The organism is Rhodopseudomonas palustris (assembly GCF_003226555.1).
GTDB classification, from domain to species: Bacteria; Pseudomonadota; Alphaproteobacteria; order Rhizobiales; family Xanthobacteraceae; genus Rhodopseudomonas; species Rhodopseudomonas palustris_I.
This window is the reverse complement of sequence record NZ_QKQS01000013.1, coordinates 381,287-396,339: the sequence shown is the minus strand read 5'-3', so window position 1 is coordinate 396,339 and position 15,053 is coordinate 381,287. Positions and strand designations below refer to the sequence as shown.

Genomic DNA, 15,053 nt, shown 5'->3' with positions numbered 1-15,053 from the left:
GATGCGCAAACCGCCGCATGCGCTGGCCGAGACAGGAGTGAGGCGATGGGACTTGCGGTGATGATCCTCGGCCTGGTGCTGTTCATCGGCACCCACGTCGTGACGACGAAGCGCGACCTGCGCAGCCGCTTGATCGGGATCGGAGGCGAGGCGATCTATAAGATCGCCTACGCGGTGCTGGCGATCGGTGGTCTGATCTTGATCGCATACGGGTTCGGCTCGTATCGCGCGCATGGCTGGATCGACGTCTGGTATCCGCCGCATTGGACCCGGCACCTCACCGCGCTGTTGATGCTGCCGATGGCGATCCTGCTGGCTGCGGCCTATTCGCGCGGCCGCATCTACGCCGCCGTCAAGCATCCGATGATCACCGCGGTGAAGCTGTGGGCGGTCGGACACCTGATCGCCAATGGCGATCTTGGCTCCATCATTCTGTTCGGCTCGTTGCTGGCCTGGGCGGTGTACGACCGCATCTCGCTGAAGCGGCGCAGCGACGCGGGCGGACCGCCGATCCCGGTTGGCGGCGTCCGGAATGACGTCATCGCCATCGTCGCCGGCGTCGTGCTGTATGTGGTGCTCGCCTTCGTCTTCCATCCCTATGTCATCGGCGTGTCCGTGTTCGGAGCCTAAATATGTCTGTTCAATCCCAAATCCGGCGCAAGACCGCTCCAGACATTCGTGCACGCAAGGGCGGCGATCCGATCGTGATGCTGACCTCGTATCACGCCCACACCGCGTCGCTGGTGGACCGTTATTGCGACGCCATTCTGGTCGGCGACTCGCTCGGCAACGTGATGCACGGCTTCGAGACCACCGTGCCGGTGACGCTCGAGATGATGATCCTGCAGGGCCACGCGGTGATGCGCGGCTCGCAGCACGCGCTGGTCGTGGTCGACATGCCGTTCGGCTCCTATGAAGCGTCGAAGGAGCAAGCCTTCCACTCCGCCGCGCGCATCCTCAAAGAGACTCACTGCGGCGCGGTGAAGCTGGAGGGCGGCGTACGCATGGCCGAGACCATCCGGTTTCTCACCGAGCGCGGCATCCCGGTGATGGGCCACATCGGTCTGACGCCGCAGTCGATCAACACCCTGGGCTCGTTCCGCGCGCAAGGCCGTGAGGAGGGCAGCTGGGAGCCCATCGAGGCCGACGCCAAGGCCGTCGCCGAGGCCGGCGCGTTCTCGGTCGTGGTCGAGGCTGTGGCCGAACCGCTCGGTCGCAAGATCACCGAGACGATCGCGATCCCGACCATCGGCATCGGCGCCAGCGCGGCCTGCGACGGCCAAGTGCTGGTGCTCGAAGACATGCTCGGCCTTTCGCCGCGGGCGCCGAAATTCGTCAAGCGCTACGGTAATCTCGGGCCTGGGATCGAAGAGGCCATCAAGGGCTACGCCGAAGAGGTGCGGTCACGGGCTTTCCCCGGACCAGAGCATGTGTACGGAATGAAAGCGAAGGCGTGAGGCCGCGGCGGCGGGTGCGCCGGTCAAGGTATCCCCTTGATCCGGCTTGCTTTGCCTTGCCAGCGCCATAACGCTAGGGTATCGCCCGGCCGGCCGAGAGGGACGGGCGAGCGGCAGCACCCGCCGGGATGCTGCGCTGTCGGGACAGGAAAAATCTTCAAGTGTCTGAATTATTTAATGAAGTCGACGAGGAGCTGCGTCGCGAACGGCTCAAGAAGCTGTGGGACAAGTACTCGATCGTTATCGTCGGCGCGGCACTCCTGATCGTCGTCGGGGTCGGTGCTTGGCGCGGCTACGAATATTACGAAGCCAAGAAGGCGGCTGAAGCTGGTGCGGCCTTCGTCGCCGCCGCGGACCTTGCCGAGCAGAACAAGCACGCCGAGGCGGAGGCTGCGTTCGACAAGATTGCTGCGACGGCCCCCGCGGGGTATCGCACTCTGGCCCGCCTGCGTGCCGCTGCAGAGTTGGCCGCGCGCGATCCGCAGGCCGCCGTGAAGCGCTACGACGAGATCGCAGCCGATCGTAGCCTTGTGACGCCGTTCCGTGATCTCGCCAGCATTCGTGCCGCTGGCCTGGTACTGGAGACCGCAAGCTACAACGATCTGGTGCAGCGCCTCGAACCGGTCGCTTCGGGCGACGGTGCGTTTCGTCACACCGCGCGTGAGCTGCTGGCGCTGTCGGCGTGGCGGTCGAACAATGTGACTGCGACGCGGCAGTGGATCGATAAGATCACCGCCGACGCCGAAACACCGGGCAGCCTGCGCAGCCGCGCCGACGTGCTGCAGGCGCTGCTGCCGCCCACCGCCAAGAGCTGACCTCGTTCGAGCGACCGCGACACCAAAGATTGTGAGAGATAGTCCATGCGCCTGTCGCAACGCCTGATTTCACTCGCTGTGCTGGCCGCGCTGTCCAGCGCTCTGGCCGGTTGCGGCAGCATGAGCAGCTTCGATCCGACCGACATGTTCGACTTCCTGGATCAGAAGAAGAAGCTGGCCGGCGAGCGCAAGCCGGTGTTTCCGGAAGGCGTGCCGGGCCTCGAGCAGGGCGTGCCGAAGAGCCTGTACAAGGACGAGGTCGAGCAGCAGCAGCGCGAGCAGGCCGCCGCTGCGGCGGCTGCGGCCGCGCCGGTCGAAGAAAAGCCGAAGCCGGTCGCGCGGACGCGGACACGGCACCAGTCGGCCGCCCGGCGTCAGGCGCCCGAGCCTGCCGCGGGCGGTCAGGACGCGGCGGAAACGCCTAAGCCGGTCAAGCAGTCCCGTCGCCGTGTCACCGCTCCGCCGGCGGATGATCAGCCGGCTGCACCGGCGGCCCAGCCACAACCCTCCGCTACGGCTCCAGCCTTCCCGGCACCGCTGCCGAGCGGCAGCTTCCAGCGTTGATTGAGGCTCCGGCCTCGAAGGTCCGACCCGAGTGTCATTGACACGCCGCAGCTTCTCGGCGACGGATCAGCCATGTCTTTCACCCTCGCAATCATCGGCCGGCCCAATGTCGGCAAATCGACGCTTTTCAATCGCCTGGTCGGCCAAAAGCTGGCGCTGGTCGACGACGCGCCGGGCGTCACCCGCGATCGCCGTGAAGGCGAAGGTCGGCTCGGCGATCTCACTTTCACGCTGATCGACACCGCCGGCCTCGACGAGGGGCCGAAGGGCTCGCTCACCGCTCGGATGCAGGAGCAGACCGAGACCGCGATCGAGCTCGCCGATGCGCTGCTGTTCGTGATCGACGCCCGCGCCGGCCTGACGCCGAACGATCGGGCTTTCGCGGACTTCGCCCGCCGGGCCAACAAGCCGGTGGTGCTGGTCGCCAACAAGAGCGAGGGCAAGCACGGCGAGGTCGGCGCGATGGAGTCCTATGCGCTCGGCCTCGGCGATCCCGTGCAGATCTCCGCCGAGCACGGCGAGGGCATGGGCGAGCTCTACGACGCCCTGCGACCGCTGCTGCCCGAGCCGGTCGACGAGGAGGACGACGACGAGCTGATCGATGACAGCGACGAGGCGATCGCGACACGGCCGATCCGTGTGGCGATCGTCGGTCGCCCGAATGCCGGCAAGTCGACCTTCATCAATCGCCTGCTCGGCGAGGAGCGGCTGCTGACCAGTCCCGAAGCCGGCACCACGCGCGACTCGATCGCCGTCGAGGTCGAATGGCAGGGGCGCGACTTCCGCGTGTTCGACACCGCCGGGCTGCGGCGCCGGTCGCGGATCGAAGAAAAGCTCGAGAAGCTGTCGGTCGCGGATGCGCTGCGCGCCGTGCGCTTTGCCGAAGTCGTGGTGCTGATGATGGACGCGCAGCACCGCTTCGAAGAACAAGATCTGCGGATCGCCGACCTCGTCGAGCGTGAGGGCCGGGCGCTGGTGCTCGCGGTGAACAAGTGGGACCTGATCGAGCGCCAGGGCGGCCAGATCGGTCAGCTTCGCACCGATGCCGATCACTGGCTGCCGCAGATCAAGGGTGTGCCGATCGTCGCCACGTCCGGCATGCTGGGCGAAGGCGTCGAGCGCCTGATGCAGGCGATCCAGGATGCCTATGCGGTGTGGAACAGGCGGGTGCCGACCGCGGCGCTGAACCGCTGGTTCGAGCAGGCGATCGCGCAGAACCCCCCACCGGCGGTTTCGGGCCGCCGCCTGAAGCTGAACTACGTCACCCAGACCAAGGCGCGGCCGCCGAGCTTCGTCGTATTCTGTTCGCGCGCCGACGCCGTGCCGGAATCGTACTTGCGCTATCTGGTCAACAGCCTGCGCGGCGCCTTCGAGCTGCCGGGCACGCCGGTGCGGATCACGCTGCGCGAGAAGGCCAATCCGTTCGCGCACAAGCGTAAACGCAAGTCATGACCGAGGGGGCCGCAGCGCAGCAGGCGCCGGTGACCGGCATGACCGGGCCGCGTCGCGCCGCTGTCGGCTTCATCTTCATCACCATCGCGCTCGACATGCTCAGCGTCGGTATGATCCTGCCGATCCTGCCGAAGCTGATCGAGAGCTTCTCCAACGACAACACCGCGGACGCCGCGCGAATCTACGGCCTGTTCGGCACCGCCTGGGCGCTGATGCAGTTGTTCGCCTCGCCGATCCTCGGCGGGCTGTCCGATCGGTTCGGCCGGCGGCCGGTGATCCTGCTGTCGAATGTCGGGCTCGGCCTCGATTACATCCTGATGGCGCTGGCGCCGTCGCTGTGGTGGCTGTTCGTCGGCCGGGTACTGTCGGGCATCACCTCGGCGAGCATCTCGACCTCGTTCGCCTACATCGCCGACGTGACGCCCGCGGAGAAGCGTGCGGCGGTGTTCGGCATGGTCGGGGCCGCGTTCGGGCTCGGCTTCACCTTCGGACCGGCGATCGGCGGTCTGCTCGGTGGCGTCGATCCGCGGCTGCCGTTCTGGGTGGCGGCGGGACTGAGCCTGGCGAACGCGCTGTACGGGCTGTTCGTGCTGCCGGAGTCGCTGCCACGCGACCGGCGTTCTCCGTTCCGCTGGAAATCCGCCAATCCGATCGGTGCAGTGCGGCTGCTCGGCTCGAACGCCACGCTGGCCGCGCTGGCGGTGGTCGAGTTCTGCGCCGAGGTGGCGCACGTCGCGCTGCCGGCGACCTTCGTGCTCTACACCGGCTATCGTTACGGTTGGGATCAGACCACGGTCGGCCTGGCGCTGGCGTTCGTCGGCATCTGCACCACCATCGTGCAGGGCGGGCTGGTCGGCCCGGCGGTGAAACTGCTCGGCGAGCGCAACGCGCAGATCATCGGCTATGGCGGCGGCGCGCTCGGCTTCCTGATCTATGCGCTGGCGCCGAGCGGCGCGCTGTTCTGCATCGGCATTCCGGTGATGACGCTGTGGGGCATCGCCGGCCCGGCGACCTCGGGGATGATGACCCGGTTGGTGTCGCCGGCGCAGCAGGGCCAATTGCAGGGCGCCACCACCAGCGTCAAGAGCGTCGCCGAACTGATCGGCCCGTTCATGTTCACGATGATCTTCGCCTATTTCATCGACGCCGGCGCGCCGCTGCATTTGCCCGGCGCGCCGTTCTTGCTCGCCGGCGCGCTGCTGATGGTGTCGGTGGTGATCGTGGTGTCGGCGGGAGACGCCACCAAGCGAACTTTGCCGAACTGACGAAGCCGCTCCCCCTGGTCGGCCCGCATTTTGCTTGGGCGACCTCTGTTCAGAACGGCACCGACGCCCGGCCCCGAAGCGTCCAAATCTGAACCGTGCCGCCGAGACCTCCGAGCTCACCGCCCACCGCAACCGCAGCGCCGTTGCCAAACCGCGCTGCGACGCCGCCGGTCACGCGCGCCGACCATCCATCCAGCAGCGGCACGGACGCCAGCGGTGCCCCGCCGTCCAAAGTGACTGTTTCAGCGTTGTCGCCGAGGAAGTAGTAGTCTCCGAAGAAGCCTGCATAGGGCGCGAACGTCACGCTTGCGCTATAATGCCAGGGATAGCTCAGCTTGAGGCCGGCCGACGCCCGGCCGGTGAAGAAGTCGCGCTGCGCCTGTTGCGTGCCGAGCGAATCGACATAAGCGTTCTGCCGCTCCCACAGTGCGTAGATCTTCGCCGAGGGCTCGATCGCAAAGCCGAACGCTTCGGTGGCGCCGGTGATGCCGCCGGACACCAACCAGCGCTGCCCATCGAAGCTGCCGAAGGCGGCACCGGCCGAACCGTCGTAACCAATCCCCGAATAGGCGCCGGCAATATCGAAGCGCAACCCGGCGGCGGATCGCCACCCAGCATACGAGCCGATCGTCCAGCCATCGCCTTTGAGCCTGCCGTTCAGCGTACCGGACTTGTAGTCGAAGATCTCGTAGCCGCCGACGACGCCGATCAGAAAGTCGGGGGAGGGCTTCCTGGTCAGTCCGATCAGGGCATTGACCTGATTGCCGGTCAAGACCGAGCCGGTGCTGCTCGCATTCCATTGGCCGATCCCGGCACCTCTCACTTCGGCCCACATCAGCCACTCCTTTGGTTCGACCAGTGCCTTCGAGGGTGCCTTGGCGATACCGGGGCTGCTGCCCATCGCGGCGAATGCATCGTCGACGCGCGATCGACTACGTCCGAAGGCTGCCGGAGCGCCGAAGCCAAATCCCTTCGTCTGACCGCCGGCCACGTCGTCCTGTACTCCAAACCTTGGCCAGCGGCTCTCGACGGCGCTGTCGCGGGCACCGGCTCTGCTCTGCGAAAGATCGTCGGTAAAATTGAAACGCAGGCCCGTACTGGACGGCGTAATCAGCTCACCGCCGTCGTTGAACCCTTCGGAGATCGCCGAATCGATCGCACCAGCGATCGCTGCGCCGGAGGTCTGAGCGATCGTCTTGCTCGCGATGATCTGCATCGCGCGCAGCTTCAAGCTGTCCTGGGGTGTATTGACGGCCTGCAGCAGCGGCGATGAGGTGCTGGCGCTGAAGCTGGCATTGGCGGCGAACACGGCGACGATGGTGTGCGTGCCGACGGTCAGGCTGCTCGTGGTGAGCGTCGCAGTACCGCCGGACAACGCAACCGATCCGATCGAGACACCGCCATCGGTGAAAGTGACGGTGCCGATCGGAGTGGCACCGTTCGCCGTCACCGTTGCGGTGAAACTCACGGCCTGGCCCGCTTCGCTTGGATTTCGGGAGGAGGTGAGTGTGGTTATGGTGGCGGAGACGATGTAGCTGAAGAGCCCGGCTCCGGTGCTGCTGCCGCCTGGCGTCGTCACGGTGACGTCTACGACGCCCGCGCCATGCGCCGGCGTTGTTGCAGTGATCGTTGTGGCGCTGGTGACGCTCACCGCTGTGGCCGCCACGCCGCCGAAGCTGACCGCGGTCGCGCCGGTGAGGTTGTTGCCGGTGATCGTGACCGAGGTACCGCCGGCGGCCGGGCCACTGGCAGGACTGATCGACGTCACGGCGGGACCCGAGACGTAGCTATAGAGTCCGGTTCCGGTCGCGGTGCCGCCCGGTGTCGTCACCACGACGTCGGCGCTGCCCGCCGCATGAGCCGGCGTGGTCGCGGTGATCGTGGTGGGGTTCACGACGGTCACGCCGGTCGCGGCGGCGCCACCGATCGTCACGGCTGTCGCGCCGGTGAGATTCGTGCCGGTGATGGTGACCGACGTGCCGCCACTGATCGGACCCACGGCAGGCGTAATCGCTGTCACCGTCGCAGCCGCGATATAGGTAAAGCCGCCGCTCGATGTGGCGGCGCCGCCCGGCGTGGTCACCACGACGTCGCGAGCGCCGGCAGTCCCGGCCGGCGTCGTAATCACGATCGATGTCGCGGTGTTGGTGCCGAGCGTCGCAGCAGCTCCCCCGACAGTTACCGCGGTGACTCCCGACAAGTTGGTGCCGGTGATGGTGACCGACGTGCCGCCGGCGGCCGGGCCCGAGTTCGGCACGATGGTACTGATGGTCGGGGACACCACGTAGGTGAAGCCGCCGGTCGATGTCACCGAACCCCCGGCCGTGGTCACGACGACGTCGCGTGCGCCCGCGGTGCCGCTGGGCGTCGTCACTGCGATCGAAGTGGATGTATTGGTGCCGAGCGTGGCGGACGCGCCGCCGATCGTGACGGATGTGACTCCGGATAGATTTGTCCCGGTGATCGTCACTGAGGTGCCGCCCGCTGTGGAGCCGGAACTCGGTGAGATCGTGCCGATCGTCGGTGGCCCCGCATAGGTGAAGCCGCCGACAGAGGTTGCCGAGCCGCCTGCGGTGGTCACCACCACGTCTCGGGCGCCGGCTGTTCCGGCAGGCGTGGTGATCACGATCGAGGTTGAGGTATTGGTGCCCAGGGTCGCAGAGGCGCCGCCAACTGTCACGCTGGTGACGCCGGACAGGTTGGTGCCGGTGATCGTCACCGAGGTGCCGCCCGCGGTCGGACCGGCATTCGGGGTGATCGTGCTGATCGACGGTGACAGGATGTAGGTGAAGCCGCCAGTCGAGGTTACCGAGCCGCCTGCGGTGGTCACCACCACGTCGCGTGCCCCGGCCGTGCCGGAGGGCGTGGTCACCGCGATGGATGTCGACGTATTGGTGCCGAGCGTGGCGGACGCGCCGCCGATCGTGACAGACGTCACTCCGGATAGATTTGTCCCGGTGATCGTCACCGAGGTGCCGCCTCCTGTGGAGCCGGAACTCGGTGAAATTGTGCCGATCGTCGGTGGCGCCGCGTAGGTGAAGCCGCCGACAGAGGTTGCAGAGCCGCCTGCGGTAGTCACGACCACGTCACGCGCCCCGGCCGTTCCCGACGGCGTGGTGATCACGATCGACGTCGCCGTGTTGGTGCCCAGTGTTGCGGCTGCGCCGCCGACCGTCACGCCCGTGACTCCAGACAGATCGGTGCCCGTGATCGTGACACTGGTACCGCCGGCGGTGGGGCCTGCGCTCGGAGAGATCGTGCTGATGGTCGGTCCGGCAATGTACGTGAAACCGCCGGTCGATGTCACCGAGCCGCCCGCCGTGGTCAGGACGACGTCGCGTGCACCTGCGGTTCCGGCCGGAGTCGTGATCACGATCGAGGTCGATGTATTGGTACCGAGTGTCGCCGCTGCCCCGCCCACGGTTACACTGCTCACCCCGGACAGGTTGGTGCCGGTGATGGTCACGGACGTTCCACCCGCAGTCGGACCGGAACTCGGTGAGATCGTGTCGATGGTCGGCGCAGCGACATAGGTGAAGCCGCCCGTCGAAGTGGCTGAGCCGCCCGCGGTGGTCACGACCACGTCGCGTGCTCCGGCCGTTCCCGAGGGCGTCGTGATCACGATCGAGGTCGATGTATTGCTGCCGAGTGTCGCCGCTGCCCCGCCCACGGTCACACCGGTTACCCCGGACAGGTTGGTGCCGGTGATGGTCACGGACGTTCCACCCGCTGTCGGACCGGAACTCGGCGAGATCGTGCCGATGGTTGGCGCCGCGATATAGGTGAAACCGCCGGTCGAAGTCGCGGAACCGCCTGCCGTCGTCACCACGACGTTCTGCGCGCCTGCGCTTCCGGACGGGGTCGTGATTGCAATCGAGGTCGATGTATTGGCGCCGAGCGTCGCTGCCGCGCCGCCAACGGTGACGCCTGTGACGCCTGACAGATCGGTACCCGTAATGCTGACGGACGTACCACCTGCGGTCGGGCCCGAATTCGGCGAGATCGTGCCGATGGTCGGCGGCGCGACGTAGGTGAAGCCGCCCGTCGAGGTGGCCGAGCCGCCCGCTGTGGTCACCACCACGTCGCGAGCACCTGCAGTTCCGGCCGGTGTTGTGATCGCGATTGAGGTCGCGGTGTTGGTGCCGAGTGTCGCGGCTGTGCCGCCGACGGTCACGCTGGTGATACCGGACAAGTTCGTTCCGTTGATTGTCACCGCTGTTCCGCCGGCGGTCGAGCCCGAATTGGGTGAAATTGTGCCGATCGTCGGCGCCGCCACATAGGTAAATTGATCGCTTGAGCTGGTCGGTGACGTGCCGATACCGTTCGTCACGGTCACATGCACCGTTCCTGCGCTGCCGCTCGGCGAAGGGACCACGATCTGAGTGGCGGAACTGCTAGTGAAGCTCGAACTCGGTACCGATGTTGCGCCGAAGCTCACCGACGTGGCGCCGGTGAAGTCCGTGCCGGTGATGGTCACCGACGTGCCACCGCCGAGCGGACCCGATGTCGGCGCCACTGATGTGACGCTTGGTGTGCCTGCCGCGGTGCAGGTCGCCGAAAGCGTAACGCTGCCGGTAAAGCCTTGAAAGCCATTGTAGTATGTTTCGGCGTAAAGGCCGCCATTCGCGTCGATGTTGCTGACGTCGGTCGATGTCAATTGATAGTGCTGACCGGTAACTGTCGACGTGAAGCCGCCGCCTGTGTTGTTGTTGAATCCATTCGGGATGCCGAAACTGAAATCGGAAAGAAAGCCCGCCTGGATGGAGCCGGTCGTTGGATTAATGGTGACTGAATAGTTGATGATGTCGCCAGCAGCGAACCCCGCCACAAAAGTGCTTTTGTAACCGTTTCCGTCGTCTGGAGTGTCGGCTGACGAATAGGTGACGGAATAATCCAGCGCCCCGCTGTTGACCGCGTTACACCCTGCCGATGCCGCCCAGCTCAACGTCGGTACTGCTGCTGCGGTGAGGTAAATCAATGCCGCCAGAGCCAAATGGCGGTTCCTTCGCCTGATAAGCGACATGGCAGAGGCAACGGGAACGTTGCGCCGATCGCACCACGCGCTGTCGAAACGGGAGCGCGTCAGGTTAGCTTGTGCCAACAATCGTGATTTAGAAACGGCCGAATAGGACGATGATAAGCGTTCTGCGATATGCATGTCGTTGGCCGCTTCCGGAGCGTGTCGAAGCCTCTGAAAATGACGGTCGCGAGGCCCGATCTCGAAACGGCGCTATTGTTCGCATTCAGATTGGTGTGTTATCAACTGCAATCGGTGATTGTTCGATTGAATCGCTGCACCAGATGCAAGAAAGTAACAGTTAGTAAGTGTTCGGGGTCTTGTTCCCGGTCTATTGATTATAGATTAGTTGTGTCTTGATACCGGCGAACGGAGATCGGGAAGTCGTTTGCTGATTGTGAACTCGATCGTGTCGTCTGCCGCGGATCATGGGCGCATAGTTCGAGTACGGGGGCGAAGACGTTGTTGTTACTATGAGTTTTTGACGGCATATGCCGCGTATGGAGCGGCGGGGTCGGGGTGCCCGTGTTGGTGCACCCAATCTTCAACAGCGAGGGTGGATCAGATGGCTGAGGCATTCATTGGTCAGATTATGCAGGTCAGTTTTAACTTTGCGCCGATCGATTGGGCGGTCGCAGCGGGGCAGACATTCACTGTCAACCAGAACCAGGCGCTGTTCGCGCTGATCGGCGCGACGTTTGGTGGTGATGGGCGGACGACGTTCCAGCTTCCAAATCTGCAGTCACGGGTGATCATCGGCGCGGGGCAGGGGCCGGGGCTGAGTAACTACGCATGGGGCGCCCATGACGGCGTCGAGCGCGTCACGCTCACTCAGGTCAATCTACCGGCACATTCGCATGCGGCGGTATTCACGCCGACGGGCGGTGGCGGCGGTTCGGCGGTGGCCGTTCAGGCGCTGACAGGTGCTCCGGCAGCGTCGCTGACGGCCACGCCGGCGGCGGGCTCTCAGTTGGCGAATACGGCTCCGGGCGGTGCAGCGCAGCCGAAGATCTATGCGCCAGCGGGCACCTCGGGCACGCCGGTTAATCTCGGTGGCGTCAGCGGCGGTGGCGGAATCACCGGCGGCACGGTTCAGATCGGAAATACCGGCAACAATGTGCCGATCGAGACCCTGCCTCCCTATCTGGCGCTCCGCACCAATATCTGCCTCGCCGGTATCTATCCGCAACACGGATGAGCCGGAGGAATTAACGAGATCGCGATGTCAGCGCCACTGTCGGCAGTGGCGTTGACTGACCGCTCATGTTTGTCGGAATTGAATAGTTCGCTTCAATTGAAGACTGCCTGGTAGCGTCTTCGGCCATTCTTGGGCTGCAGCTGGGAAATCAGGATCGTGTAGGGGCCGCCACGACCGCAATCGAATTCGTAGGCGGCATCGATCAGGTACACGTCTTCCGAGGACTCGAAAAACAGGCTGAACGGCTCGCGCTCGACGCCGACGAAGACCGGCTTGCGTTGCAGTCTGACGAGCGTGAGTTCAACAGGCTCGGGGACGGTGGCGACACGGACTGCCCGCCCGACCCAGGGTTCGAAGTCTTCAGGCTTCATCAGGTACATCTGGAGCCTCGATTGGTTGTTGAAAGGCGATTGCGCCGCGAACGAGAACGTTCGAGCCGCGTGCGTGGTCGTGAACGCTGTAGCATTCGATTAGTGTAGGACATGTAGTCGGCGTCAATGAGCCGCCTCAAAGCTTGCGGCGCCGATTGAATTGGAGGTGGCCGTGGCTCGTATCGCGGCGCATTTCAAGCTGGCTGTTGCGGGGCTATCGGTTCGTCCAATGCGGCCGACGGACGATGCTTTCTGTCGGGGCCTGTCGGATGAGATCTTGCGAACGGAGTTCGATGATATGGAGTTGCCCGAACCGATGCTCGCGGGGCTACTCGCGCAGCAGTTCGACGCGCGGCGGATCGGCTATCTGCGCAGTTTTCCCGATGCCGAATACTTCGTCATTTCGGACCGGGACGTGGCGGTCGGCAGGATCGTTGTCGCGATCGAGGAGGCGGTGGCCGTATCGCGCGATGTAGCCCGACTCGAGCCGGGTGCCGCGCGGCAGTGCCGGGATGGCCAAGCGCTGCGGATCATCGATATCGCGCTGCTTCCCGCCGCGCGAGGAGACGGTGTCGGGCGAGCGGTGATTGATGGTTTAGCCAGCGTGGCAAAACAGATGAATGTGGGACGACTGACTCTGTCGGTGCAGTCGTCGAATGATCGGGCCCGCAGGCTGTATCATCGTCTCGGATTTGTCGAGCTCGGCGGCGAAGCGTATCGGCAGATGACGAAGCCGGTCGACTGATTGAGAGGGCGAATTTAGTTGAATGGAGCACCAGGAATGATGATGGCCGGGATCGGGCCGGCCATCATCATTGTCGTGATCAGCGTTGCCAGCTGCTACTTCTTAATCAGCGGGCAGGTGCTCTCTCCCAGCGGCACCGCCACTTGATCGGCCGGGATCTCCGAGATCAGCTTGAAGTAGTCCCACGCTCCCTTCGACTCCGAGGGCTTCTTGACCTCGTACAGGAATGCCGGGTGCATGGCGCGGCCGTCTTCGCGGATCGAGCCTTTGCCGAACACCGGATCATCGGTCGGCAGCTTCTTCATCTCGGCGACCACCATCTTGCCGTCGTGCGGGTTGCCGCCCATCTGCTCCAGCGTCTTGAGATAGTGCAGCACGGCGGCATACACGCCGGCCTGGGTCATCGAGGGCATCTCGTGGTTTCTGGCGCGCTCCTGGAAGCGCTTGGCGAATGCCCGGCCCTGGTCGTTGTGATCCCAGTAGTACGACACGGTGAAGGTGAGGCCCTGTGCGGTCTTCAGCCCGAGCGAGTGGACGTCGTTGATGAACAGCAGCAGCGCTGCCAGCTTCTGGCCGCCCTGGACGATGCCGAATTCGGCCGCCTGCTTGATCGCGTTGGTGGTGTCGCCACCGGCATTGGCAAGGCCGATGACGTTGGCCTTGGAGGCCTGCGCCTGCAGCAGGAACGAGGAGAAGTCCGGGGTGTTCAGCGGATGCCTGACGCTGCCGACCACCTTGCCACCGTTGGCGTTGATGACCGCGGTGGTGTCACGTTCGAGTGCGTGGCCGAACGCGTAGTCGGACGTCAGGAAGAACCAGGTCTTGCCGCCGGCTTTGGTCATGGCTGCGCCGGTGCCGTGCGCCAGCATGTAGGTGTCGTAAGTCATCGAGATGGTGTTGGGCGTGCACTGCTTGCCCGTCAGGTCGGCGCTGGCGCCGCCCGAGTTCATCAGGATGCCGTTCTTTTCCTTGCTGACATTGCTGACTGCGAGCGCGACGCCGGAGTTCGGCGTGTCGGTGATCATGTCGACCTTGTCGATGTCGTACCATTGCCGCGCGATATTGGCGCCGATATCCGGCTTGTTCTGGTGATCGGCGCTGATCACGTCGATGGTCCAGCCCTTCTTGGCGAGGCCGGAATCCTCGACCGCCATCTTGGCCGCCACCACCGAGTTCGGCCCGCCGATGTCGGCGTACAGGCTCGACATGTCGTTGAGCACGCCGATTTTGACGTTCTTGTCCTTGGTCTGGGCGAGTGCGGGCGCTGCGAAGGCGACGCTCGCCATCGCGATGGCCATAGCGTAACGGCGTGAGAAGACTACTCTCATCATTTCCCCCTAGGAATGGCGATTGACTGCGGATGTTTTCCTCCGCTCGCAGTCAGTCAATCGCGCTGCCGGGGCGAAGTCAATCGGCCTGCGGGTCTTTCAGGGAACGAGAGGGGCCGTCGAACAGCTTGCCAGTTTCGGTGAAGGACGGCAGGCACAGCGGCAGCAGCAGCTCTGCGGCCTGATCCGGCGTCGGCAGGGTCTCCGGATCTTCGCCGGGCATGACGTTGGCGCGGAGCTTGGTGCGGGTCGGGCCGGGATCGAACAGGTTGATGCGAATCGGCGTGGTATTGACGACTTCCTTGGCCCAAACCTGAACCAATGTCTCCAACGCTGCTTTCGAGGCCGCGTAGGGGCCGCGGTAGCCGGGTGCCTTGCCTCCGGCGCGGGACGTCAGGAACACCGCACGGCCGGCATCCGAGGCGCGCAGCAGCGGTTCCATGCAGCGGACGAGCTGGAAGTTCACGTTCAGGTTGATGCCGATGACGTCGAGCCACGGCTTCAGGTCGATATGGCCGAGCGGCGACGACGGTCCGGCAATCCCAGCATTGCCGACCAGCACGTCGAGCTTGCCGTGGCGTTCGTAGATCGTGCCGCCGAGGCGGCCGATCGCCTGGTAGTCGGTGAGATCGAGCGGGACCAGCGTCAGCGGATGACCGCCGTCCTTCCGCACCTCGTCGTCGAGCTCTTCGAGTCCGCCCTGGGTGCGGGCCACGGCGATGACATGCGCGCCGGCCTTGGCGAGCGACTTGGCGGTGGCGTAGCCGATGCCGCGCGAGGCGCCGGTGACGAGAGCAATACGGGAAGCGAGAGGTTGGGTCATGAGGATGTCCGGCTTAAG

12 protein-coding genes are annotated in these 15,053 nt (G+C 65.0%); 8 read left to right on the top strand and 4 right to left on the bottom strand.

Annotation, left to right across the window (positions count from 1 at the left end):
- Positions 1-45 precede the first annotated feature (45 nt).
- From DNX69_RS09540 to DNX69_RS09515, 6 genes are all read left to right on the top strand, one after another.
- The gene (locus DNX69_RS09540) at positions 46-630 is read left to right on the top strand and encodes an NnrU family protein (RefSeq protein ID WP_110785753.1); all 585 of its coding nucleotides are present in this window, start codon (positions 46-48) and stop codon (positions 628-630) included.
- Positions 631-632: 2 nt separating this feature from the next.
- The gene (gene panB / locus DNX69_RS09535) at positions 633-1,457 is read left to right on the top strand and encodes a 3-methyl-2-oxobutanoate hydroxymethyltransferase (RefSeq protein WP_110785752.1); all 825 of its coding nucleotides are present in this window, start codon (positions 633-635) and stop codon (positions 1,455-1,457) included.
- 161 nt (positions 1,458-1,618) lie between these two features.
- Positions 1,619-2,272: a tetratricopeptide repeat protein gene (locus DNX69_RS09530; protein WP_110785751.1), complete on the top strand. Its 654-nt coding sequence runs from the start codon at positions 1,619-1,621 to the stop codon at positions 2,270-2,272.
- Positions 2,273-2,317: 45 nt separating this feature from the next.
- A complete protein-coding gene (locus DNX69_RS09525; RefSeq protein WP_110785750.1) occupies positions 2,318-2,836 on the top strand; it encodes a hypothetical protein in 519 nt (172 codons plus the stop codon).
- Positions 2,837-2,908: 72 nt separating this feature from the next.
- Positions 2,909-4,288: a ribosome biogenesis GTPase Der gene (gene der, locus DNX69_RS09520; protein ID WP_110785749.1), complete on the top strand. Its 1,380-nt coding sequence runs from the start codon at positions 2,909-2,911 to the stop codon at positions 4,286-4,288.
- Positions 4,285-5,553, top strand: a complete 1,269-nt coding sequence (locus DNX69_RS09515; protein WP_110785748.1) for a TCR/Tet family MFS transporter — start codon at positions 4,285-4,287, stop codon at positions 5,551-5,553. Before der ends, DNX69_RS09515 begins: the two co-directional genes overlap by 4 nt.
- A 49-nt stretch (positions 5,554-5,602) precedes the next feature.
- On the opposite strand, the gene DNX69_RS09510 is transcribed toward DNX69_RS09515, so the two are convergent.
- Positions 5,603-10,711 carry an IPT/TIG domain-containing protein gene (locus tag DNX69_RS09510; RefSeq protein ID WP_234826909.1) on the bottom strand — a complete coding sequence of 1,703 codons (5,109 nt, stop codon included), beginning with the start codon at positions 10,709-10,711 and terminating at the stop codon, positions 5,603-5,605.
- A 424-nt stretch (positions 10,712-11,135) separates the two neighbouring features.
- Between DNX69_RS09510 and DNX69_RS09505 the strand changes: the two genes are divergently transcribed.
- Positions 11,136-11,768 carry a phage tail protein gene (locus DNX69_RS09505; RefSeq protein WP_110786050.1) on the top strand — a complete coding sequence of 211 codons (633 nt, stop codon included), beginning with the start codon at positions 11,136-11,138 and terminating at the stop codon, positions 11,766-11,768.
- 92 nt (positions 11,769-11,860) lie between these two features.
- Here the strand turns inward: DNX69_RS09505 and DNX69_RS09500 are convergent, their stop codons facing one another.
- Entirely contained in the window at positions 11,861-12,148 is a 288-nt protein-coding gene (locus DNX69_RS09500) for a DUF6916 family protein (protein ID WP_110785746.1), read from the bottom strand.
- Between the two features lie 163 nt (positions 12,149-12,311).
- Between DNX69_RS09500 and DNX69_RS09495 the strand changes: the two genes are divergently transcribed.
- Positions 12,312-12,884: a GNAT family N-acetyltransferase gene (locus tag DNX69_RS09495; protein ID WP_133255993.1), complete on the top strand. Its 573-nt coding sequence runs from the start codon at positions 12,312-12,314 to the stop codon at positions 12,882-12,884.
- 95 nt (positions 12,885-12,979) lie between these two features.
- Here DNX69_RS09495 and DNX69_RS09490 read toward each other — a convergent pair whose 3' ends face one another.
- Positions 12,980-14,212 carry an ABC transporter substrate-binding protein gene (locus tag DNX69_RS09490; RefSeq protein WP_110786049.1) on the bottom strand — a complete coding sequence of 411 codons (1,233 nt, stop codon included), beginning with the start codon at positions 14,210-14,212 and terminating at the stop codon, positions 12,980-12,982.
- Positions 14,213-14,291: 79 nt separating this feature from the next.
- Complete coding sequence (locus tag DNX69_RS09485; protein ID WP_110785744.1) at positions 14,292-15,035, bottom strand: SDR family NAD(P)-dependent oxidoreductase; 744 nt, start codon at positions 15,033-15,035, stop codon at positions 14,292-14,294.
- Positions 15,036-15,053 lie beyond the last annotated feature (18 nt).